The 21,419-nt window shown below is 70.7% G+C and carries 18 protein-coding genes and 2 pseudogenes; 6 read left to right on the forward strand and 14 right to left on the reverse strand.

Annotated features, from left to right (window positions below):
- Positions 1–29: 29 nt before the first annotated feature.
- The 4 genes and pseudogenes from ABT129_RS24065 to ABT129_RS24080 all read right to left on the reverse strand — a co-directional run.
- On the reverse strand, positions 30–1,589 hold the full coding sequence (locus ABT129_RS24065; RefSeq protein ID WP_351905161.1) for an FAD-dependent oxidoreductase: 1,560 nt from the start codon (positions 1,587–1,589) through the stop codon (positions 30–32).
- 42 nt (positions 1,590–1,631) lie between these two features.
- The gene (locus ABT129_RS24070) at positions 1,632–2,804 is read right to left on the reverse strand and encodes a lycopene cyclase family protein (RefSeq protein ID WP_351905164.1); all 1,173 of its coding nucleotides are present in this window, start codon (positions 2,802–2,804) and stop codon (positions 1,632–1,634) included.
- An 834-nt stretch (positions 2,805–3,638) separates the two neighbouring features.
- Positions 3,639–4,364, reverse strand: coding sequence for a dienelactone hydrolase family protein (locus ABT129_RS24075; RefSeq protein ID WP_351905250.1), 726 nt, complete (start codon positions 4,362–4,364; stop codon positions 3,639–3,641).
- 309 nt (positions 4,365–4,673) lie between these two features.
- Positions 4,674–4,937, reverse strand: a pseudogene (locus ABT129_RS24080) (TetR/AcrR family transcriptional regulator C-terminal domain-containing protein); the annotation flags it as partial.
- A 164-nt stretch (positions 4,938–5,101) separates the two neighbouring features.
- Here ABT129_RS24080 and ABT129_RS24085 point away from each other — a divergent pair.
- Complete coding sequence (locus tag ABT129_RS24085; RefSeq protein WP_351905167.1) at positions 5,102–5,248, forward strand: hypothetical protein; 147 nt, start codon at positions 5,102–5,104, stop codon at positions 5,246–5,248.
- Between the two features lie 94 nt (positions 5,249–5,342).
- Here the strand turns inward: ABT129_RS24085 and ABT129_RS24090 are convergent, their stop codons facing one another.
- From ABT129_RS24090 to ABT129_RS24100, 3 genes are all read right to left on the reverse strand, one after another.
- Positions 5,343–6,005, reverse strand: a complete 663-nt coding sequence (locus ABT129_RS24090; protein WP_351905169.1) for a DUF4232 domain-containing protein — start codon at positions 6,003–6,005, stop codon at positions 5,343–5,345.
- Positions 6,006–6,355: 350 nt separating this feature from the next.
- Positions 6,356–6,853 (reverse strand): anthrone oxygenase family protein, encoded by a 498-nt coding sequence (locus tag ABT129_RS24095; protein ID WP_351905172.1) that lies wholly within the window; start codon positions 6,851–6,853, stop codon positions 6,356–6,358.
- 290 nt (positions 6,854–7,143) lie between these two features.
- Positions 7,144–7,593, reverse strand: coding sequence for an SRPBCC family protein (locus ABT129_RS24100; RefSeq protein ID WP_351905175.1), 450 nt, complete (start codon positions 7,591–7,593; stop codon positions 7,144–7,146).
- A gap of 374 nt (positions 7,594–7,967) precedes the next feature.
- Between ABT129_RS24100 and ABT129_RS24105 the strand changes: the two genes are divergently transcribed.
- Both ABT129_RS24105 and ABT129_RS24110 read left to right on the forward strand, forming a co-directional pair.
- Positions 7,968–8,483 carry a putative immunity protein gene (locus ABT129_RS24105; RefSeq protein ID WP_351905178.1) on the forward strand — a complete coding sequence of 172 codons (516 nt, stop codon included), beginning with the start codon at positions 7,968–7,970 and terminating at the stop codon, positions 8,481–8,483.
- Between the two features lie 261 nt (positions 8,484–8,744).
- Complete coding sequence (locus ABT129_RS24110) at positions 8,745–10,139, forward strand: PASTA domain-containing protein (RefSeq protein ID WP_351905181.1); 1,395 nt, start codon at positions 8,745–8,747, stop codon at positions 10,137–10,139.
- 479 nt (positions 10,140–10,618) lie between these two features.
- On the opposite strand, the gene ABT129_RS24115 is transcribed toward ABT129_RS24110, so the two are convergent.
- The 4 genes from ABT129_RS24115 to ABT129_RS24130 all read right to left on the reverse strand — a co-directional run bounded on the left by ABT129_RS24115 (position 10,619) and on the right by ABT129_RS24130 (position 13,650).
- Positions 10,619–11,185, reverse strand: coding sequence for a hypothetical protein (locus ABT129_RS24115; RefSeq protein ID WP_351905184.1), 567 nt, complete (start codon positions 11,183–11,185; stop codon positions 10,619–10,621).
- A gap of 92 nt (positions 11,186–11,277) precedes the next feature.
- Positions 11,278–12,483 carry a hypothetical protein gene (locus ABT129_RS24120; RefSeq protein WP_502981883.1) on the reverse strand — a complete coding sequence of 402 codons (1,206 nt, stop codon included), beginning with the start codon at positions 12,481–12,483 and terminating at the stop codon, positions 11,278–11,280.
- A gap of 231 nt (positions 12,484–12,714) precedes the next feature.
- Positions 12,715–13,104, reverse strand: coding sequence for a hypothetical protein (locus tag ABT129_RS24125; protein ID WP_351905187.1), 390 nt, complete (start codon positions 13,102–13,104; stop codon positions 12,715–12,717).
- Positions 13,105–13,305: 201 nt separating this feature from the next.
- Positions 13,306–13,650, reverse strand: coding sequence for an iron chaperone (locus tag ABT129_RS24130; protein WP_351905190.1), 345 nt, complete (start codon positions 13,648–13,650; stop codon positions 13,306–13,308).
- A 242-nt stretch (positions 13,651–13,892) separates the two neighbouring features.
- On the opposite strand from ABT129_RS24130, the gene ABT129_RS24135 reads away from it, so the two are divergent.
- On the forward strand, positions 13,893–14,726 hold the full coding sequence (locus tag ABT129_RS24135) for an NAD(P)H-binding protein (RefSeq protein WP_351905193.1): 834 nt from the start codon (positions 13,893–13,895) through the stop codon (positions 14,724–14,726).
- 64 nt (positions 14,727–14,790) lie between these two features.
- Here ABT129_RS24135 and ABT129_RS24140 read toward each other — a convergent pair.
- A pseudogene (locus tag ABT129_RS24140) lies at positions 14,791–14,919 on the reverse strand (epoxide hydrolase); the annotation flags it as partial.
- Positions 14,920–14,922: 3 nt separating this feature from the next.
- Positions 14,923–15,285, reverse strand: a complete 363-nt coding sequence (locus ABT129_RS24145) for a PRC-barrel domain-containing protein (RefSeq protein WP_351905196.1) — start codon at positions 15,283–15,285, stop codon at positions 14,923–14,925.
- 389 nt (positions 15,286–15,674) lie between these two features.
- Here ABT129_RS24145 and ABT129_RS24150 point away from each other — a divergent pair, with 389 nt between their 5' ends.
- Complete coding sequence (locus tag ABT129_RS24150) at positions 15,675–17,942, forward strand: SpoIIE family protein phosphatase (protein ID WP_351905199.1); 2,268 nt, start codon at positions 15,675–15,677, stop codon at positions 17,940–17,942.
- A 134-nt stretch (positions 17,943–18,076) separates the two neighbouring features.
- Here ABT129_RS24150 and ABT129_RS24155 read toward each other — a convergent pair whose 3' ends face one another.
- Positions 18,077–18,895, reverse strand: coding sequence for an RNA polymerase sigma factor (locus ABT129_RS24155; protein ID WP_351905202.1), 819 nt, complete (start codon positions 18,893–18,895; stop codon positions 18,077–18,079).
- Positions 18,896–19,091: 196 nt separating this feature from the next.
- Here ABT129_RS24155 and ABT129_RS24160 point away from each other — a divergent pair, with 196 nt between their 5' ends.
- Positions 19,092–21,311 (forward strand): SpoIIE family protein phosphatase, encoded by a 2,220-nt coding sequence (locus ABT129_RS24160; protein ID WP_351905205.1) that lies wholly within the window; start codon positions 19,092–19,094, stop codon positions 21,309–21,311.
- Positions 21,312–21,419: the final 108 nt, after the last annotated feature.

Below are 21,419 nucleotides of genomic sequence, written 5' to 3' on the forward strand. Positions count from 1 at the left end.
GGCACCCTCTGGGCCTGCTGATGTCCGGGTCACGGTCGGCCCGCGGCGGCGGCGAGGCGGCGCAGGAGCGCGGATCGGCCGCGCCGGGGAACGGTCCACAGGGTCTGGCCACGCAGACCCCAGCGGCCCAGATGCGCGTTGGCGGCCAGGAAGCCCGTGGTGGCCGCGCGCTCCATCAGGGCCACGGGAAGGTCGGTGCGGACAAGGTCACCGGCGATGGTCACGGAGGGGTCCGGCGTGGTGACCGTGGGGCGGTCGGCGGCGCCTCCGATGGCGAACAACGGGCAGTCGGCGCGCCACAGTCGGCGCTCGTCGACGATCCGGGCGGCCCGCGTCTCGGGGTAGACGCGGTGGAGTTCGGCCAGGAGGGAGCGTGCGAGCGTCTCGGGTTCGGCCGACGGTGCTGCCGCGTAGGCGTGGAGTTCGACGACCGAGCCGCCGGACTTCCGCGCCCAACGCGACGCCTCGCCCTCCCAGCGTTCCAGGACGCTGATGTTGTCCAGCGGCCCGTAGCCGCTGGTACCGAGAAATCCCGGCCGGTCCGCGTCGACGGGCCGGTCGAGCCAGATCCGGTGGACGAGGAACGGCGGTGCGCAGGCGAGGCGGCCGACCCTGGCGCGCCACGCCTCGTCGCAGAGGGCGGGCGAGTTCGCCACCAGGGAGCGCAGGCCTCCCGGATCGAGGGCCAGGACGAGGGCGTCGGCGCGGTCCGTACCCTCCCCGGTGACGAGGGCGTGTCCTCCGCGCGGATCGGGATCCACGGCATGGACGGGTGTACCGGTGCGGATCCGTACTCCGTGGCCGTCGAGGTAGCGGGCGAGAGGATCCCACAGTGCCTGTGGATAGGGCTCGTCGGGCACGTCGAAGAGCAGGCCCTCCGAGGAGCCGAGGAAGTAGATGTGGAACATGAGGGCGAGTTCGGACGCGGAGAGCTCTGACGGGTCGGCGAAGAAGCTGCGGGAGAAGACCTCGAAGGCGAGGTGCTGGGCCGCCTCGGGGAAGTGGACGCGTTCCAGGAGTGCTCGGGCGCTGATCCGGTCGTAGCGCTCGTACAGTTCGGGCAGCCGGACATCGAGAAGGGGCAGGGCCGCGCGCGCGTCCAGGCGGCTCATGTCGCGCCAGCCGAAGCTGGGGCTGAGGGCGGCGAAGCCCAGGGCGTTCCATGGCGGGGTGCGTGGGACCCGGGCGAAGCTGTCGTAGAGGCCGGACGCGTGCTGGAGGGGGTAGTCACCGATGCTGCGGAGTCGTTCAAGCCCGGGATCCGCGCGCCGCAGCAGGCCACGGAGGTTGTAGTACTGCCGGAAGAAGGCATGGAAGCCGCGGCTCATGGTGACCGCCGAGCCGTCGGCGAGTTCGACGGGCCACCCGGCAAGGCGTCCGCCGAGCGAGGCCTCCCTTTCGTAGAGGGTGACGTCGAGGCCGCGCTCGGCCAGAAGGGTCGCCGCCGCGAGGCCGGCGATCCCTCCCCCGACGACGGCGCACCGGGGCGCGTTTCTTCCGGTGTGCCGCGCGCGGCCTTCGTGGGCGGGGACGACTTCGGCCTTCCGGTCGCGTCCGCGGCGCGCTGCCCGTACGGGCTCAGGGCTCATCCAACGGCCTTTCTGGGGTGCTGTAGCGGGAAAGGGTGCCGCTCAGCGGGGAGTGCGAGCGAGGAACGGGAGGCCTGCGGCGGATCGCAGCATGGGCAGGACGGGGGTTCGCAGCCCGATCAGCACATCCTCCGCGGGACTCGTGCGACCGTCGAGGAAGCGCAGAAGGCGTTCGGTCGGGACGGTACGGAAGAGGCGGCCGAAGAACGACGCGCCCCGCACCCGGCCGGTCGCGAGACCGCGCAGCAGGACCGCGTCCATGGCGAGATGGCGGGTGGCGTAGGCAGAGGGCGGGACGGGTGTGCGGGCGTCGTGGACGGCGGCCGCGACGGCGCGGGTCTGTCGCTGGATCGCCGAGAACGCGTAGCCCGTCGAGGGACGGATCGCTCCGCCGGCCGCCCCGATCCTGAAGACGTGACGTCCGGCGCGGGACGTGTGGTGGGCGTCGGTCAACGGGATGACGCCCCGTTCCCGGGCGAGGACGTCGTGCGGGCCGAGGTGGAGCACGTCGCGGGTGTAGTGCCGCAGTGCCGCCTCGTAGGCGGGCTCCGTCAGGGCTGCCGGGCCGAACTCCGTGTACTCGACCAGCGCCTCGCGGGGACCGGTGGGCAGTACGTAGCCGAAGGACAGGCCGTTCCGGGGCTGTGGTGTACGGAAGTCCATCAGCTCCACGACGTCCGGCTGGAAGACGGGCCGGTCCGTGCGCACGAACCAGCCGCTGAAGTGCTGGAGGAGCGCGGTCCTGGCGGGCGCGGGGGCGGGTGGACGGGAGTCGAAGACCCAGCGCGCCCTCAGGGATTTCGGCGCGCCATCGGACGTCCGGCAGACGAGTGTGGCGCCGTCGTGCCGGTCCTCGATCCTTTCCACGACCGCCTCGACCCTGGTCAGGGCGGTGAGGCGCGAGCTCAGGCCCTCTTCGAAGACGGGCGAGCGCAGCATCTTGTAGCGGAGCGGTCCCAGGTTTCGGGTGGTGGCGGGGCCGACACCGGCCCGGACCCGGAGGTGGCCCCAGGTGGCGGTCACCAGGTCGTCGTACTCTCCCGGTCCCTCTTCCCAGTAACACCAGGTCCGTTCGGGCGGACGCAAGGAACCGGGCGGGGCTTCGACGAGGACCACGGCGGGGGCGTGGACACCGGCGGGTGGGCTGAGCAGACGCCAGGCGAGCGACAGTCCCGCCGCGCCGGCTCCGACGATCGCCACGTCGCACTGCGGCATCACGAGTCCTCCTCCGGCAACGGTACGCGCCGGAGCACCGAGTGCCGCGCGGCGCCGCGCGCGGTGATCGTATGCCGCCCCGTCCGCAAGCCGGTCGACCATTCCCTCGCGTTTCGCGTCCACGCCGCCGTGAATGCCTGACCGTTGCGGGGCACGTCGCCGCGCGCACCTCGGTCGTCCACATGTCAGGAGCGTCCCGTCCGTGGCGGACCACACCGCGCCGACACCGGCGACCCCACCGGACCCCGGAGGTCACCTAGGCCCGTCAGTACGCGATCTCCGTCGTCCGCGGCTTGCAGGCCCTGGGACACCACCTCGACGAGAGTCTTCCCCCGTGCCCCAACGTGACGGCCGGTTGACACGAACTCGCCACGCGTGAGCGGTCCCGCCCCGGGCACAAGCCCGAGACCAGCACCGGCGAACTAAGGGGCAAGGGCTTTCTCCTGGCTGACACGTTCGCGGGGAGGCGGCGGGGCTGCCCAGACTCCATGCTTGAGCCGACGGACGGATCCGGCCGGCCTCCTTCTCGGCCTGCTGTTCGGCAGCCTCATGCGCGGAACGCCCTTCGCTGAGCTCTCGCTCACGCTGGACTACCTTCGCGTCGGCCTTCCTCGCCGTCGTACGAGCGCGTATGAGATCCCTCAACCGCCGCTCCTTTTCGCGGGCTGGCGACTGCTGGGAGTCGGCCGCTTCGGATTTTCTTCACGGCCTCACCCCCGGCCGCCGGCGCCCTGCGCCCGCTGCGCGACCCGGAGGCCTCGGAGCTGGATACAGACGACGACAGGCAGGAGTGAGTGACAGCAGGAGTGAGTATCGGGAGCCGATCGGATCAATTCAATCCGTGACGGGCAGGCACTCGGCGAGCAGATCGACGACATCACGCCAGGCTCGCGGTGCGTGGCGCGGGTGGTAGCCGACGCCGGGACGCACGATGTGGTCGACCGTTGGATGGTGGAAGGCGTGCAGGGCTCCTCCGTAGACCACCAGGCGCCAGTCGACGCCCGCGGCCTGCATCTCCGCGGTGAACGCCTCCCGTTGGGCGGGCGCCATGATCGGGTCTTCCGACCCGACCCCGGCCCATACCGGGCAGCGGATGTGCGCCGCCTCGCCCGGTCGGCCCGTGATCAGGCCGTTGACTGTCGCGATCGCTCGCAGGTCGACGCCGTCGCGCCCGAGTTCCAGCGCGATGGCGCCCCCGGTGCCGTAGCCGACGGCGGCTATCCGGTCGGGGTCGGTTCGCGGTTCTGTGCGCAACACGTCGAGCGCGGCATGGCCGATGCCTCGCATCCTGTCGGGGTCGGCGAGCAGCGGCATGCAGCGGGCCAGCATCTCCTCGGGGTCACCCAGATAGCGCCCACCGTGTAAGTCGAAGGCCAGCGCTACGTATCCCAGCTCCGCGAGGGCATCGGCTCGGCGGCGCTCGACGTCGCTGAGCCCCGTGCCCTCTGGTCCGAGCAGCACCGCGGGCCTCCGGTCGACACCGGCCGGGAGCGCGAGGTGCCCGATCATCGTCAAACCGTCGGCCGGATACTCGACCGTGCGTGTCGTAATCGTTGTCATGAGTCTGGACGGTAGTGACCGTTGCGCCCGCTCGGGGTGGCGTTCACCGATGGCAGACAGCAACCCCGGGCACGCCTGCTGCCTGTCGGCACATGATGGCGAGCTCAAGCGGTCAGCGCATCGCCGCTGTTCATAAGCTGAGCGTTGAACTCTGCCCGGAGTGCGGTAGCCATGTACCTTGCGCGGGCGGTGGTCATCGGTAGGCGGCGAGGAAGGCGCGGGCGCCGGCGGCGGCTTAGCGGTCGAGGTCGCCTCGGAGTGCTGGGTGCTGCCGGTGAACATGGGCTTGGTCGCCGGAATCCACAGCAGCAGACCGGAGAAGTGGTTCGCGGCCAGGAGTGATCGTCGATGCGCAGAAGCCCCTGGTCGGGGCTGGTGCTGGAAGGCCGCCGCCTGCGCGGTGAGCGCTCGTTGGAAGCCCCGCTCGTACCACTCGGTTCCCAGGTCGGGGAAGACGTCGGCGTTGGCGATGATCACCGACCGGAAGACTGTCCCAGCACTGATTGCCAGGCTCCTGTGGAAAGCATGCTTCACGTCGGCCGCACACGACGTGGTCTGGGGGCTGGTCCCCACTCTCGAACGAAGTGGCTCCAATTGGAGCCACGGGTCCCCACGTACGCGGGGACCGGCCTACGACGTGGAGACGACTCTCCCACCACAACGGCGCCGACGGGGCGGGAACGGGCCATCAGGCCGGGACGTGGGCGGGCAGGACAGACTGGTCGATGTGCCGGATCGTGGTGCGCACGGACGCGATGCCGCTCGGCCCGAGCCACAAGGCCCTCAAGAGGGAGCTGAGGCAGCGGTACGCCCACCTCGCGGCCACGGCAGACGCCGAGGCCGTCGGCACCGGCGGGACGGAGGCGGCGCCGTCCGCGGGCTAAGGACGCCATCGGGACGGAGGGCACGGCTTGGACGGAGGGCGCGGTCAGGGCCGAGGGCATGGCAGGAACGAGGGCACGGCCGCGGGCGGCCCGGCTACAGGCTGAGCGCGTCCTCGGCGTTGTCCATCCAGGCGGTGACGGAGTTGCCGGTGGAGACGTTGAGGCCGGGTGTCGAGGCCTTGAGCGGTACCTGCTTCAGGTCGGACTCGGTGCTCATGGTCATCGCGATCGAGGAGACCGTCTTGCTCTTGGCGTCCTTCAGGCCGCCCATGAGCCCCGCGTAGGCGGACTTACCCGGTGCGAGCAGGATGGCCTCCTCGATGCCGGGGGCCGTGCCGCGTTCCACCGCCCGCCCGTCGAGGTCGCCGAAGGTCACGACGGGGTGGCCGAGCACCCGGCACGGCTTGCCGGTCCTGTTGGTGATCTTCAACAGGTAGCTGCTGGTGGTGGGCTCGGCCAGGCTCGCGGTGAACGTCACGTCGTAGGTGCTGCAGGGGAAGACGTCGTAGTCCGGATCGGTCGACGGCGAGACCGGCTTGGCGGGTGCCGTCGGCTTGGCAGACGTCGGCTCGGCGGGCGTCGTCGGCTTGAGGGGCTTCGGCGGCTTGACCGGCGTGGACGGGGAGAGAGACGCGGAGGGAGTCACGGTCGGTACCTCGGTCCCACCCGCGGCGCCGTCCTCGGAGGGCCCACAGGCGGTCAGGGCGACCGCGGACACGGCGACAAGGACGACGACGGCTCTGCGAACGGCACTCATGGTGGTACTCCCCCCGATGACAGCGCACGAACAGCGCTGTGGTGGGACCAGGTTCGCGCGCGTGCTTCACGGTTCGGTGACAGCGTCTTGCCGAATCCACCACGGTTCGTCCCAGGGGTCCCGTAGGAGTTCACGGGTGAGTGACCCGGGGAGGTTCGGGCCCTTCCGCAGTCGCTGACGAGGGCGTCCACGATCGCTCCGGCGACGCGGCCGGCCCGTTCGGGTGTTCAGTGGTCCCGCGGCGGCCGGGCCACCCGCTGCCGGCGCCGTTGACCGGCACCCCCGGCCGGCCGAGGAGATCGCCACGGAGGACACCCTCCACGGCCCTCGAACCGCCGGGCAGGCCCTAGTCACAGGCTTGTGCCCGCGCCCCGGCTCCGCACCGTCATCGCCCTCAGCAGGCAGGCGAATCCCGCCGTCGAGAGGACCGCGCGGACCAGGTTCCACGTGACCCAGGGACCCTCGAAGGCGGCCCGGGCGGTGGCCGGGTCGCTGGTCGCCGCGAGGGCGTCGTTGAGTGGGACGTTCACCGCCGAGGTGATCAGGAAGACGGCCACGCAGAGGACGGCACCGGCGATCGTCCAGATCCGCGCCCGGGTGGCGCGGTGCTGCCAGGCGGCCACCGCCGCGAGGACGGGGGCGGCGAAGAAGGGCGTGAAGAAGACCGGGTTCTGGATCACGTCGTTGATGTTCCGCATCACGTCGACGAAGACCCGGTCGTCGCTGCGCGCGAGCGCGGGCATGACCGAGCAGACGTACGCGAACCACACCCCCGCCAGCACTCCGGTCGTCACCGTCGCTCCGCCGAGAACCGCCCCGGCGCTCTTCCCACCCGCGTTCTGTGTCATGTCCCCATTCAAGTGGGGGCCGACCCCCGGGACCATGGCCGTGCGTCGCACCGGCATACGCCCGCGTCCAACCCCGACGTCGCCCGCACTGCCATCCCCGCTTGGGTCCAGCCGAGCAGGCCGAGACGGGGGTCTGGGCATGGGGCGGGGACGGAGTTCGGGCGCGCCGCGCCGAGTGTCCACACGGAACGGCACATCGGCAGGCCCGTTGCCGCGTTGGTCAGAACGTTGCCGTCCGTGGCCCGCCCGTCTCCGTCGAAGCCGACGCGCCGCTGTGCGTCGGCCGACCCTCAGACCTGGCCCCGCCAGGCGCCGGTCTCGGCGCCTCGCTCCTCGATGAAGTGCTTGAACCGCTTCAGGTCACCCTTGACCTGCCGGTCCACGATCCCGAGCTTGTCTCCGACCTTCTCCGCAAGCCCCTCAGGCTCGACGTCCATCATCAGCGTCACCTGGGTGCGGGAGGAGTCGATGGGCTGGAAGGTCACCACACCGGACTGCTCGGTCTCGCCCCCCACCGTCACCCAGGCGACCTTGGTGTCCGGCACCTGCTCGGTGATCTCCGCGTCGAACTCCCGCTCCACTCCGCCGATCCTCGTCACCCAGTGGGTGAGAGTGTCCGTACGCTGCTCGATCCGCTCGACCCCGTCCATGAACTGCGGGAACGACTCGAACTGCGTCCACTGGTTGTAGGCGGTGGACACCGGGACGTCGACCTCGATGGACTCCTTCACCGGGGACATGCTCTGCGCTCCTCTACTGCTGTGAAGCCGGCCGATACGTGAAGCCGACTGCGGGACTCTGTCATCGCTGCCCGCTTCACACGCGCCTGCCCCGCCCCGAGCGCCCTGACGCCCGAAGGAGCCCACTTCCTCCCCCGGTCGGTCCAACCAGACGTGCCTCCAGCCGCCCCCAGCGACGTCCGACGGGCGGCCGTGCACACGAGAGCCCGCTGCGCCACGCGCCGAGGGGGGCGTCGGCTGCGTCAGGACATGGACAGCACCTCGTGGGTCCGTACGGCGCCTCCCCGGCGTGGTCGATCGGCAGGGACACTGTCAGCAGAGCCGGAGCGTCTCGCCGAGTGCGGGGCGGATGCCAACAGAAGGGAAAGCCGGCCATGATCCTCCCGAAGGTCAGGGATCTCCGCTTCGTGACGATCCGCCGGGGTGGGACCCTCACCGATTCGGATCATCGTCTCCTCGCCCTCTGGGCGGCGGCTTGCGCGGAGCACGTCCTCGGCCTCTTCGAGTCGGCGCAGCCCGAGGACCCACGGCCGCGTCAGGCGATCGAGCATGCCCGCGCCTGGGTGCGTGGCGAGGTGAAGATGATGCAGGCCCGCGCGGCGGGCGGCCATGCGATGGGCGCGGCCCGGGACCTGCGTGGCGCAGCACGGCATGCCGCCTATGCGGCCGGTCAGGCCGGCGTGGTCGCGCATGTCGCCGCGCACGAGCTCGGTGCCGCCGCCTACGCGATCAAGGCCGCACGCGCGGCCGCGCCGACGGGCGAGAGCGCTGCCGCCGGGCGACGCGAGTGCCGGTGGCAGCGCGACCAGCTCCCGGAGGCGATTCGCGAGCTCGTACTGGACGACCAGCGGTTGCGGAACGACATCTGCTGGTCGGTGTTCGACTGCTGAGCGCGCGTCGGACGACCGGCACACCATCCGTACGAGGCGGATCGCCGCCGCGGACACACACGGAGCGGTACTCGCCCTGGACACCCGCTTGTTGACCGCCGATGCGCACAGCGTGGTGTACGGCGTGCGTGCGATGCGCCCGTGACCAGGGCGTTCTGGTGTTCGGGCATGGTTCGACAGCCGCTAGCATCCATACGGCCGAGACCGCCGTACAGCGCCGTCCTCGCTCCACTCTCCGTACCTCCGAGCACAGGAACGCGTGTGTCCGATCCCTTGACCGAGGACCCGCGTACCGCCGCGGTCGCCTCCGGCGAGAGCATCTCCCTCTCCGACAGCCACAAGCAGGTCCTGCTGCAGGAACTCGGATCCGGCGAGGTCGTCCGGTCCGTCTACCACGACGGCTGGGGCTACGCGGTCCTCACCAGGAAGGGGCTCATCCTCTTCCGGAACCTCCTGGCGCCCAAGGCGACCCGCGTGGCCGGGCCGCTGCGGATCCTCCGCCGCGCGCACGGCATGTTCGACTCCGTCGAGATCCTCGTCGACGGGAAGCCCCGCAAGCTGCACGGCTCGAAGCTCGATCCCAAGGGAGAACTCCTCGAAGCGGCGGGAGGACTCCTGCCCCCTGGTTCGCCCCTGCGTCCCGGCAGCGGGAGGCGGGCCTCCACGTGGATACGGCGGCACCCGGTTTCGGTGTGCACCATGGCGGCCGCGGTGCTCGTCGCCGGCGTGAGCACAGGGCCCCGGCAGGACGAGGCCGTCGCGCAGGATGCCACGGTCAGTACGCCGGTCGTCCCCGACTTCCGCGGAGCCTCCTTGGCCTCGGCCGCCGCGCAGGCGCGCCGCGGTCAGTGGCGGGTGGCGGTGGCCGACGCCTCCTCCGCGTACCGGACGGTGACGGCCGCTCAAGCCGGGTGGACGGTCTGCTTCCAGAGCCCCTCCGGCGGTGTGGGCGTACGACCGTCCGGCACGACGCTGACGCTGACGCTGTACGCGGTGCCGGATCGGGAAGTCTGCCCGTCGCAACTGGACGGCACCCGTCGCGTGGTCATGCCCGGCCTCGTCGGCGAACGGTTCGACGCCGCGACGCGCGTACTCGAGACGCTCGGCCTCGGCCGCGTGGTGCGCTCTCACGCACACACCGGACGGCGGCTGGACAATCGGGCGCGGGACCTGGCGGACTGGCGGGTCTGCCGACAGCAGCCGCACGCGGGCACCGAGGTCCCCACCACGGCACAGGTCGACCTGTGGCTGATCGGCCCCGGCGTCTCCTGCACCGCGCCCAGCCCGACCCCGACACCCAAACCCGAGCCGAAGCCCAAGCCCAAGCCCAAGCCCAAGCCCAAGCCGGGGTCGCAGGGAACCCCGAAGCCGACACCCCGTCCTCAGCGTTCCTACGACTCCACTTCGGGCGGCGGTACGACGGGAGGGAGCAGCACCGGGTCGTCGTCCGGCAACCGAGACTCCGGGCGCGACGGTTCATCCGGGGGCTCGACTGCCACCACCGGCACAGGCGGTGGCGGCGGTGGCGGAGCCGGCATCGGCTTCGGCCAGTTCTGCTCCCCCGTGGGGGCCACCGTGACAACTTCCGACGGACGTCCGGCGAAGTGCTTCATGGGCAAGGACGGCGCGGCCCGGTGGGGGTACAACTCCGGTTGAGGAGTCGAGTCCGGGACTGGGCCCCGGCGCCCTGCGTCGTCTGCGCCGCATTGACGGCGACCAGACCGACGTCTCGGTCTGGTCGCCGTCTTCCGGAGGCAGAGCGGTCCTCCGTGATCCCGGCGTGGGCGTGTGTCAGCCCTCTTCCGGTGGAGCCGAGGCCGGCGCGGTGTCCAAGCGCGCGGGGGCTCCTGCGCGCCTTGCCTGGAGCGCTGCTCTCGCCTCGGCGGCCTCCCGTTCGAGCCTCTCCCTCAGCAGGCGTACGCGCGCCTCTCGCTCGGCACCGGTCAGGCCCGTGAGGCCCAGCCTTGCGTCACGCTCCTCCTGGGACATCGCGCCCCTCCCCCTGCTCGTCGGAGGCCGTTCGGCTGCGACTCCGGCGCGGCCTCCGTACGTGAACTGCCGTCGTATCCCATCCCATGGGCGAACCCGGCGCGGTCACTCGACGCCGCGGCGGCCCCGCGGACCCGGAGCGTTCGTCAGCGGTAGTCGTCCGGGTGACCCTGCATCCAGGCGTTGATCTGGTCGCGCGTGCCGATCAGCAGGCTCTGGTGCTTCTTCAGGTTCTCGAAGGAACGGTCGCCGTCGAGTGCCCCGTTGAGCTTCCCGATCAGTGCGATCGGCTCGCGGAAATGCCCGGGGCCCTTCTTGTCGCCCTTCATGGCCCGGTCCATCCTCTGGAGCTCGTCGTAGACCCGCCCGAGGAAGTAGGGGCAGTTGCCCGGCGCGTCGCACGAGTCGTTCAGGGTCGCCTGGAGGCCGGCGAAGGCGTCCCGGACGAGCTCGACCGAGGTCGTGTCGGGGGTCGGGGCGGCGTCCTGCGTGCTGTCGGCCGGCCTGCTCTCGCCCGCCCCTGCCGTCGTCGGAGCCTCGCCCACCTCCTGGTCGGCCGGGGCTGTCGTGGACGCAGGGGCCGTCGTGGACGCCGGAGCGGTCGTGCCCGTCGGCGCGCTGGTGTCGGGCTTGTCGGACGTACCACAGGAGACGCTGAGCGCGGCCAGTGCGACGGCGACGATCACCGCGCTCCGCGTCGAGGACGTGAACATGGATCTTCCCCCTGGATCGATGAATCCGTCGACCCTACAGAAAGATCGACTCTCGTGGCGGGGAAAGGGCCGAAGTGGGCTGATGCGCGGTTTCAGTCCCCTTCCACGGGTCTCAGGGTCACCAGGTCGGTGCCGTCGCAGTAGGTGAGGACGCCGCCGTGGTCGCTCCGCAGGAAGGCCTGGCAGGACGATTCTCCTTCCCAGAGGGTGTGGTTCTCGTGGTCCAGCAGGAGGAGGCGGCGGCCGTCCTGCCAGACGTGGCGGACGAGGGACCGCGCGGCGGGGGTCAGTCCGTCCGGGCGCACCGGCCGATCGGACGGCTCCAGGAGGCGGTCCTGGCGTCCCGCTGCACGGATGATCTCGACCATGGTGCCGTTCGTGAAGACGTACTCCCCCGGTTCGAGCCGCCGTGTGGGGTTCAGGGTGCCGAAGTACGGGTGGGCGACGAGGGCACCGCCGGCGTCCGGCAGTACCAGCGTGTAGCCGACGACCAGCGGGAGCGAGCGGTCCCAGCGGCATCCGGTGCTCGGGTCGCGCGGGGCCTGGGGCTGGTCCCAGATGAAGGTGTGGCGCCAGCCGCGGTCGCCGTCGGCGGCGTCCCCGCGCCCGTCGGCGAGGACCGTGACACGGCAACTGCCCTTGGCCGGGGCGGTGGCCATGATCGTCCGCCCGCTGTGGTCGGTGATCCGGTCGACGCGGCCGGCGGGTGGCCGCAGTCCCTCCTTCTCGTGCGGCCGGCCGTCGTCCGGGTCGAGGGTGGCGATGCGGTCGGGGAAGACCAGGTAGGGCCAGCAGCGGTCCGAGGCGGAACGTCGTTCGACCGTGAACCCGTCGGCCCTGCAGCCGTCCAGGACCCGCACGTTCCCCGGCACCGTGCGCTCCCACGCGCGGCGGCCCGACCAGGAGTCCAAGCCCGTCAGGCGACACGACCCGGGGCGGCACCGCGCCACCAGGACCCTCCCGAACCCGTTCTCGTACAGGAAGACCTGGCTGCCTTCCGGCAGGGCGTACCGCCAGGCCAGTCCGCCCTTCTGCTGGTCGAGCCCGGCGATCGCGCTCGGCCCCCGTCGTCCGTCGCGCCCGCCCACGAGCACCACGCGGTGGCCGTCGACCAGGGCGGAGTGTGCCGCGCCGGGCCGCTGCGAGGTCAGCGCGAACTCGGCGGGCAGGTCGAGTCGCCAGCCCGGGCGCTCCGGACCCTCTCGCTGGACGAGCGTGCGGCCCTGGCCGAGGAGGCCCGCTTCGCGGCTGTTCACCACCCAGGTGCCGTCGGGCCCCGGACGTACCGGCATCGGCACCCGAGAAGCCTCCTCGGGAACCGATGAACCGTCACCGAACATCGGTGGCTGCGGAACGAAGCAGCCCGCTACCAGCAACCCCAGCACCACGACCAGCAGCCCTCGCCACCAACGGCTCCGCATCGCACCCCCCTTGCTCGTCCTTCACGCCGGCGCGTACGACTCGACGCGTACGGCCCATGGACCGTGACCGCACGACGACCACAGGGCGCGGTGCCCGTGGTCCTGGTGTCACCTCGCGATCGTCGGAACCCGCCTGTCCTCGACGTGCACGACATGGAGTTCGGTCCCGTCCTGATGGCGCTTCGCGCGTCCGAGCAGCCCGACGGCGATCTCCGACGGGTCGTGGGGCTCGTCGGGGCCGACGTAGGTGAGGACGTCGTTGTGGTGTCTGGTGACGACCCACCCCTCGGCGTCCTTGAGGTCGATCACCCCGAAGTCGCCCGCGGACGAACCGGCCTGCGCCGGTCCGAACTCGCGAAGTATCTCGGTGGCCTGCTCCGCGAGCATCCCTTCGGGAGCGGTCAGCACGACACACGTGCCGTGCTCGAACAGCACCCACGACTTGCCGGGGTCGGTGAGTAGTCGCTGCCAGACGTCCCTGAGCATCTCGGTGTTCATGCCGACCATCCTGCCGGAGGCCACTGACACTCAGGGGTGCCCCGGTACCGGCTGGAGCGGCAGACCGGGCGGCCGGCACGGCGGTCGCCCGGGTGGCGGACTGCCTCGCCCGTTCGGGCACACCGCCTTTCGGGGATCGCACGGTCGTCGCGGATCACCACGGCTTGCGACTCCGGGCCTTTCCCTGCCCGGCGGCGCGGTTCACCGCCGGGCGGCGATCGCGGCGGCGATCCGTGTGATGAGCGCGAGAGGGATCTCCTGGTCGTACGGGAGCCGGACCCCGTCCTTGCCCGATCGGTACGGGCGCACTTCCTCTTCGAGCCCGCCGTCGAACACCGGGACGGGATACAGGCCGACGTGGTGCTTCCAGCCCGCGAAGTGGAGGCCGTACCGCCCGTCGAGCATCACGGCCGGCATGCCGTAGCGCACGGTCTCGACGCCGTCGGGCATCCCGGCCCGCACGGCTTGCCGGACCTGCTCCAGGACGGTGCGCGTCTGCGGCTCGAACCCGTCGAGATAGGCGTCGACCTCGGAGGAATCGCTCATGAAAGCCACGCTAGCGGGCGGCGGCGGTCTGCGCGGTGCGGGCCGGCTCGGACCGGCGGGTGCGGCGCGGGGTCGGCGGAGGGCGATGGAGGCCGGCGGTGGCCAACTGGGGGATTCCTGCCCGGCACGCACTCGGACCCCGCACCGCCCGGTCACCGAAATGAACCGGACCCCCTTGACCTGAAGCATTGTTGAGGTTTTAGCGTGTACCTACTTGATCATCCGACGACGGGAAACACGCCATGATCCTCGTGAGCGGAGCCACCGGAAACATAGGCAGCGCCCTGCTGAAGGAGCTGCACACCCACGGTGTCGGGCCGCTCAGAGGCCTCACCCGTGATTCCTCTCGCGCCGTCCTTCCCGAAGGGGTCGAGGCCGTGGAGGGCGACTTCGCGGAGCCGGCGTCGCTGAAGCCCGCGCTGGAAGGGGTGCGCTCGCTGTTTCTCGTGTCGCGTCTCGGTCCGGACGCCGACATCATCGAAGCCGTCCGCGCGGCGGGTGTGGAGCACGTCGTCCTGGTCTCGTCCATCACGGTGGAGACCCACCCGCACCTCGCCCCCGCCGCCGAGAACCTGGCGGTGGAGCAACTGCTCAAGGCGAGCGGCATGGCCTGGACGATCCTGCGGCCGACACAGTTCGCCTCGAACGCGTTGATGTGGGCGGCCTCCATCCGTGGTCGGGAGACCGTGCGCGCGCCGTACGCCGAGACCGCGCTGCCGACCGTCCACCCCGCGGACATCGCGTCGGTGGCGCGGGTGGCCCTGACGGAGCCCGGCCACCGGGGGCGCACGTACGCCCTGACCGGTCCGGAACCGGTGAGCGCCCGTCGACAGGTCGAGGCCATCGCGGCAGCGCTGGGCCGGGAGGTTCCCTTCGCCGAGATCAGCCGCCAGGACGCCCACGCGTGGATGGCCACGGTCTTCGGGGCCGACGCGGCGGACGCGGTGCTCGACGTCACCGGCGGAGACGTGAACGACGAGCTGCTCAAGGTGCGCGACACGGTCGCGCGGGTCACCCGTACCCCGGCCCGCACGTTCGAACAGTGGGCTTCGGAGAACGCTCACGCGTTCCGTTGAGTCCCCTGCCCGGAAGCCGAGAAGGGGCGCACCGAACCCTCCGGCACACCGTCCAGGCGGCCCCACCGGACGTGCCCAGTTCCCGGAAGAAGGCACGGATGTCGCCGACCGGGAGGTCCGGCACCTCCAGAGCGGGGAAGTGCCCGCCGCGGTCGTAGGAGGTCCAGCGCACGAGGGAGTCGGTGCGGGCCGCGCCCTACAGCGGGCCGGCGCCCCCCGTGTGTCCGTAGTGCGAGGCCACCCGATCGCGGTAGGCGATCACGTCGAGGTCCTCCTCGCGGTGGAACTCGGGGGCGTGCTCGATCTGCTTCTTCGTGAGGTCCAGGTGGATCCGCTCGCCCTCCGCGTCGATGCGCGAGATCGTGTTCGCGGGCAGGAGGACCTCCTTGCCGAAGATCCACACACCGGTGTCGACCACGAGGTAGGCGTCGTCCACCTCTTCGGAGTGCTTGTCGACCTTGCCGATGCTGCCGTCGACCGCCTCCACCTTGTAGCCGGTGAGGTCCGTGCCGACGGCGTAGTTGAAGGACGGCCGGTAATTCCACGCGTTCTCAGTCACGTACGAACAACTCCTGATCCGGAATCGGCGGCGGTCTCCCCGAACAGGGCGCGGACTCCCGGCCTTCTTCACGCCGGCCCATGCCCTGTTCGTCGACCACTCCCCTACGTGCCTTCGCGTGCCCCCGTCCGCGACCCGTACACCTGGGGCACGGCGCACGGAGGGCCCGTCCATGTGCTGAGGCTGCCGAGGATGCTCGGCCACCGCCGTGCTCCCAGGGCGTAACCGCATCGCATGGAGGAGCCGGATTGGTGTGTTCTGGTGTCTTTTCGGGCCTTTCGTGGGAAATGATCTCCAGAGTGAAGAGGGCAACGAGGTGGCAGTCGTGGACACGCCTGGGCGCGGGGCGGGGCGGCTCCGGGCCGGGCCGGGCGGGCCGACTGGTGCTCGTGGCGGGGTTCGCTCTGGGGGTCCTGGCGCCGACCCTGCACAACGCCACACTGATCTGGGCCAGTGCCGACCTGGACATGGACGGCCGGGCCAGGGCGTGGGCGCAGGTGCTGGTCGTGGGGGCGTCGTTGGCCGGCTTGTTCTGGGCGGGCAGGGCTGCCGATGTCCACGGAACACGGCGTGTGGTGCTGTGGTCGCTGTTCGGATCCTGCGTGGGCGGAGCACTGCTGGTGTCGGCGACGACCATGTGGTGGTACTGGACGGGCCTGGTGGTCGAGAGCGCATCGATCATGGGTGCGGTCGCCGGTTACGTGGCCTCGATGCCTGTCCTGCATCTGACGGGCCGCCTCTACCGGATCGTGAGTCTGTCGTTCGCCGCGCTCGCCGTGGCGCTCGTCGTGGGTGTGGCCCTCACTGTGGTGGCCGAGGTGATGGGGGGCTGGCGGGCAGCGGAGGCAGTGCCGCTGGTGGTTTCGGCGTGCCTGCTCGTGGCCGCGTTTCGGCTCCTGCCCATGACACTTCCACCCGCCGACGCTCCGCCGCCGTTGCCCGTATTTCGTACCGGCTCCGTGGTGGTCGTCGTGCTGGGCTGCGCTTTGCAGGCCACCCCGCTGCGCAGCTGGCTGGACATCGCGGTGGTGGCGCTGCTGGCCGTGTCGCTCGGCGCCCTGGCTTTGAGCTGCGGGCAGGCGCAGCCCCTCCGGCTCCCCCGTTTCCGCAGGGGAGGCGGCCTCGATCCGCAGGCCGCCGACGCCGTGGTGGGTCCGGTCGTACTGGCGGGTGGTGTGTGGGGGTTCGGACAGTCGGCGCTGGCCACCGTGCTGCTGGTCCTGCTCTCCGAGCGGGGCGGTGGCCCGGGAGGGAGCTTGGTGGCGTGGGCAGGCTTCGGAGTCGGTTTCGCCGCCGCCGGCTTGTATGCCGCGTGGCGCGCGCCTGCGGCGCGCTCTGCCTCCGCGCTCGGCCTCACCCTCGCCGCGGTCAGCACGGCCCTCCTGTATTTCCTGCCCTCCGGTCGCAGCTGGGCGGCGGCCGTTCTCGCGGCGCTGCTGTCGGCCGTCGTCGGGTTCGGAGTCGTGGTGACCCAGGTGCCCTGGGCCACCCGTTTCCTGGCCGGACTCCCCGTCGATGGGCGGGGCGCGGGAGCGACGGCCTACCCGGCCGCCGTCATTCTTGGAGGCGCCGCCGTCTCGGGGTTCCCCTACGAGTCGGCGATCTCCGAGGCGGCCCGCGCCGAGACGGTCCACCAACTGCTGTGGATCACGGTCACCGTCTTCGCCCTGGCAGCTGTCTGGCTCGGCCGCTCGGCCGTCGCCATCGCGGTCGCCGGTGCGGCCGGCGCTCAGTACTTGCTGTTCACGACGCTCAGCGATGACAGCTACGCGCAGCGTCCGCTGTCGATGAGCGCGTTCGTCGTCACCGGGGTGATCGTCGGGCTCGCTGTGTGGGCACGCGGCCGCCAGACCGAGCGCCTCATCAGCGCACTGGCCGACGCGGCCGCTCTGCAGCAGGCTGTCCTGCGACCGCTGCCCGCTCGCGTGGGCGACCTGGAGGTGTCCGGCCTGTACCGGCCCGCGACGGCCGGCACCGGCGTAGGTGGAGACTTCTACGACATCGCGCACACGCCCTTCGGCACTCGCGTCCTGATCGGCGACGTCTGCGGCAAGGGGCTTCAGGCAGTGCAGACCGTCGCCGACGTCCTGGGCTGCTTCCGCAGCCAGGCCCACGAGACCCCGGGACTCACCGAGCTCACCGCACGCCTCGACCGCCACCTCGCGCGCGCCGCCCTCGCCCGCCAGGACGGCGAACTCTTCGCCACCGCCCTGCTCATCGAGCACCCCGAGACCAGCCCCCACCTGTACGTGATCAACTGCGGACACCCGCCACCGGTGGTCATCGGCCCTGACCATCAGGTCCGGGAAGTCGAGCTCCCCTCACTCCTGCCCCTGGGACTCGGTCTCCTGGACCAGGACACCCTTCCCGCTCCCATGCCGGTGCGGCTGCCTGCGGGCACCCTGCTGCTCCTGCACACCGACGGACTCAGCGAGGCCCGTGACGCCTCAGGCACCTTCTACCCCCTCGCCGAGCGACTGCTTCACCTGCCCGCCGACCACCCCCGCCCCCTGATCACCCACCTGCTGGCCGACCTCGAACAGTGGACCCACCACCTCACCGACGACATCGCCCTCATCGCCCTCACCCCAGCTCCACCCGGCCCGGCCGTCACACCACACCTCCCACCGCCATCCCAGCCCGCCCCTCCGCGCTGAACGCCTACCGGCCGACGGCGTCAGTGGCCGCGGTGGAGAGGGAGGGGTAGGGGTCGGCCTCGTGTTCCTTGAGTTCCTCGGCTGTCTGGCAGGTCGTGGCCCGAGGGGTTGAATCGAACGAAGCGCTCCACCCCTCAGGGCTGCGCCCTGCCGATGGCGTAGGCCATGGCCCTCAGGGCCCGTCTGCTGTGGCTCTTGACCGTTCCCAACGGCAGGTCGAGTTGCCTGGCGATCTCGACCTGGGTGAGGTCGAAGTAGTAGGCGAGCCGGAGGACTGTACGTTGCTGACTTGAGATCCGGGCCATCTCGGTGTTCATCCCCATGCGCTCCACCATGTCGGCACACGCGTCCTGGCTGCCCTCGACCGACCATCGCGCGAGGCGCTGCAGTTTCGCGTGACGTTTCACCACGGCTGCGGCAGCGTCCGCCGCCTTGTGAGCTGTAATCCCGTAGATCCACTGCCCGATTCCCCCGCGTCCAGAGCAGTAGCGCCCGGATTTCAGCCAGACGTCCAGGAACACCTGCTGAACGACGTCTTCGGCCTCCTGGGGGTCGAGGCATCGGCGTTTCGCCCACCGCAGGACGTCGTGACGCCAACGAGCGTGGATTTCGTCGAAGTGAATACGAACCGTGTCACCGCTCGGGGCTTCACCGTGGCTGGCGGGACAGTAATCGCACGGGGGCACCGCTGAAGTGGATCCAGGCACCAGATATCTCCGGATGAAACCGGCTACAGGGAGTGGGGTCGTGTTGCCGTCGGCCGTAGTCGGTCCCTCGGGACCAAGCCGCGGCGTAATGGTGCCCGCGCTGTCAGGAGACCACGGACCGGTCGCCACGCGCCAACCCTTCACTCCATTCGCGCAAGCTCCCTCACCACTACCGGCCCGCAGTGCCACGGCACAGGTGAGGAGGCTCCGGGCTCGCCACTCCCCGGCAGCGCACCGAGCCCACATCCGTCGTACGGCCGGACCGCAGCGTCTCTCCGGCTACGACGCTATCGTGTGAAATATGCTCGTAGAGTCACGTTCTTCGGGTCCGGTACAGCTACTGCTACCGCTACCGCTACCAGGGTGAGCTGTGCCCACTCCAGGCGCCACCTATGAATGCGCCACTCGATCTACTGTCGAAGTGAACTGCTAGAGCGGCTGCATGTGGCGAAGGTGGATCAGTCTCGTTGTTGTCGGCTCAACGAAGAGGTGTTGCGTCGTGGCAGATGGGCACCGTCCACACGCCTACTCGGCAGGCAGAGACCTGGGCGACGCGCTCCTGGACGCGCTGTTCTCCAGGTCTCAAGAGGGTCTGCACGTGTACGACCAGGAATTGCGACTGGTACAGGTGAACACAGCGGCACGTCTGATGGACGAATTCCCCGTCGCCGGAATGGTCGGTCGGACACTGCCCGAGATCCTTCGAACCTTCGACGTCTCCGACCGTGCCGCCATCGAAGACACGGCGCGGCAGGTGATGGGTTCCGGGAACCCTGTATTCAACCTGCCTGTTCGAATCCGCAACCGGCCCGACCTCACCGTAGAGGCCGTCGTGTCTGTCTCGATCTTCCGGCTCCAGCACAGTGACGGCAGTGTGCTCGGCGTCGCCGCCACGCTGACCGACATCACCGCGCGCGTACGGGCCGAGGAAGGTCTTCGGCTGCTGAATGACGCAGCCACCCGGATCGGCACCACCCTGGACGTGTTCCGCACCGCGGCCGAGTTCTGCGACCTGGCCGTGCCCGTACTGGCCGACACCGTGACCGTCGACGTCTACGACACCGTCCTGCGAGGCCATGCCCCCCGACCGGAATCCCGCGAGCAGGAAGCCACCCTCAGACGCGCGGGGTTCCGCTCCGAAGCAGGCCCCGACAGCCAGGGCGTGCCTCAAGTGGGCGAGGTCGATACCTATCCGCCCGGGACGCCCTACCGAGCGGTCCTGGATACCCTGGCGCCCACGCTGCTGGGTCGTCTGGACGAGGATGCCTCGTGGCTCGACCCGCGTCGCCGGCGCGACGCTCGAATCCTGGGCGCCGGCGCGCACTCGATGCTGCTGGTCCCCATCCGGGCCCGGGGCCTCGTGCTCGGACTCGCCTGCTTCTACCGGTGGCGAAACCCGATTCCGTTCGACCGCACTGATCTGGCCCTGGCCGAGCAGCTCACCTCGCATACCGCGCTCTGCCTGGACAACGCACGCCAGTACGGACGCGAACGCTCCGTGGCACGCATTCTCACCGGCCGTCTCACTCGTCCCGAAGCACCCAGAAGCGCGGCAGTCGACCTGGCCCACACCTACCTGCCGGCCGGAAGCGGGGGCGCGTGGTTCGACGCGATTCCCCTGTCAGGCGCCAGGGTCGCGCTCGTCGCCGGGGACGCCGCTTCCGTGAAGGGTGGCGCCGACCCCGCGGCCATGGGCGAATTGCGTGCCTCGATCGAAGCCCTTGCCGACTTGGACCTGCTGCCTGACGAAATTCTTCAACGCCTGCACGACCTCGCCAGCCGCCCTCACGCGGTTCCGGATGAGGCCGCCGGCCTCTCGACGCGGAAGTCGGCTCCGGCCAGCTGTCTTTGCCTCGTCTACGATTCGATCACCCGCCTCTGCACGGCGGCCAGCGCGGGACACCCGGCGCCCGTCCTGATCCACCCGGACGGGCAGGCCGAACAGCTCGACATCGCCATCGGCCCACCGCTGGGGCAAGGGATCGGCGACTACCGGGTAGCGGAGCGCGTCCTGCCGGCCGGCACCACGCTGCTCCTCTACAACAGTGCCCTCCTGTCCGGCCCCCCGATGAAGGGCCGGTCGTTCTCGGACCGGATCGCCGACGCCTATGCCGTGGCCGCGCCCGGCTCGTCTCTGCAGGCACGGTGCGACTCGCTCGCCCTCGCCCTCGGTCCTGACCAGCTCAGCCACGATGCCTTCCTGCTCCTGGCCCTGACGCGCACCTTCGGTCCGAGCCACACCAACGCGTGGGTCTTCCCCAACACCCCCGCGACCGTCTCACGGGCGCGAAAGGCCGCGCGCGAGCAGCTGGAGCGGTGGGGTATCGACGCTGACCTCGGAGACAGCACGGCACTCATCGTCAGTGAACTGGTGACGAACGCTGTCCGATACGCCGACGGCCCCATCCAGCTCCGGCTCATCCTCGGCGACACCCTGACCTGTGAAGTCGCCGATGACAGCAGCACAGCCCCGCACCTGCGCAGAGCTCTCGACACGGACGAGAACGGGCGGGGGCTCTACATCACCGCTCGACTCACTCGCCGCTGGGGCGTCCGGAGTGCCCGCAGGGGCAAGACGATCTGGGCCGAACAGGACCTCACCGCGCCCTCTCGCCGGACGGCCCCGGACGAGCCCGACCACATCGACGTGGCGTCCCCATGAGTGAGGTCGACCCTGCGGCCGTCACCAGCGGTGCCCGGCGTGTGGGTGGCCTCGGACGCGTGTAGCCGGGCCGCTGCCGAACCCCTGTCGTGGGGGCTCGGCCGTGCC

This window comes from Streptomyces sp. NPDC002057, from assembly GCF_040296665.1.
Taxonomy (GTDB): Bacteria; Actinomycetota; Actinomycetes; order Streptomycetales; family Streptomycetaceae; genus Streptomyces.

Coding starts and splice junctions, on each gene's coding strand:
- ABT129_RS24160 (WP_351905205.1), top strand. CDS start 19,092: ATGTGGCGAAGGTGGATCAGTCTCGTTGTTGTCGGCTCAACGAAGAGG.
- ABT129_RS24065 (WP_351905161.1), bottom strand. CDS start 1,589: ATGAGCCCTGAGCCCGTACGGGCAGCGCGCCGCGGACGCGACCGGAAG.
- ABT129_RS24115 (WP_351905184.1), bottom strand. CDS start 11,185: ATGTTCACGTCCTCGACGCGGAGCGCGGTGATCGTCGCCGTCGCACTG.
- ABT129_RS24155 (WP_351905202.1), bottom strand. CDS start 18,895: ATGTGGGCTCGGTGCGCTGCCGGGGAGTGGCGAGCCCGGAGCCTCCTC.
- ABT129_RS24125 (WP_351905187.1), bottom strand. CDS start 13,104: ATGAACACCGAGATGCTCAGGGACGTCTGGCAGCGACTACTCACCGAC.
- ABT129_RS24070 (WP_351905164.1), bottom strand. CDS start 2,804: ATGCCGCAGTGCGACGTGGCGATCGTCGGAGCCGGCGCGGCGGGACTG.
- ABT129_RS24100 (WP_351905175.1), bottom strand. CDS start 7,593: ATGTCCCCGGTGAAGGAGTCCATCGAGGTCGACGTCCCGGTGTCCACC.
- ABT129_RS24090 (WP_351905169.1), bottom strand. CDS start 6,005: ATGAGTGCCGTTCGCAGAGCCGTCGTCGTCCTTGTCGCCGTGTCCGCG.
- ABT129_RS24075 (WP_351905250.1), bottom strand. CDS start 4,364: ATGACAACGATTACGACACGCACGGTCGAGTATCCGGCCGACGGTTTG.
- ABT129_RS24095 (WP_351905172.1), bottom strand. CDS start 6,853: ATGACACAGAACGCGGGTGGGAAGAGCGCCGGGGCGGTTCTCGGCGGA.
- ABT129_RS24135 (WP_351905193.1), top strand. CDS start 13,893: ATGATCCTCGTGAGCGGAGCCACCGGAAACATAGGCAGCGCCCTGCTG.
- ABT129_RS24105 (WP_351905178.1), top strand. CDS start 7,968: ATGATCCTCCCGAAGGTCAGGGATCTCCGCTTCGTGACGATCCGCCGG.
- ABT129_RS24130 (WP_351905190.1), bottom strand. CDS start 13,650: ATGAGCGATTCCTCCGAGGTCGACGCCTATCTCGACGGGTTCGAGCCG.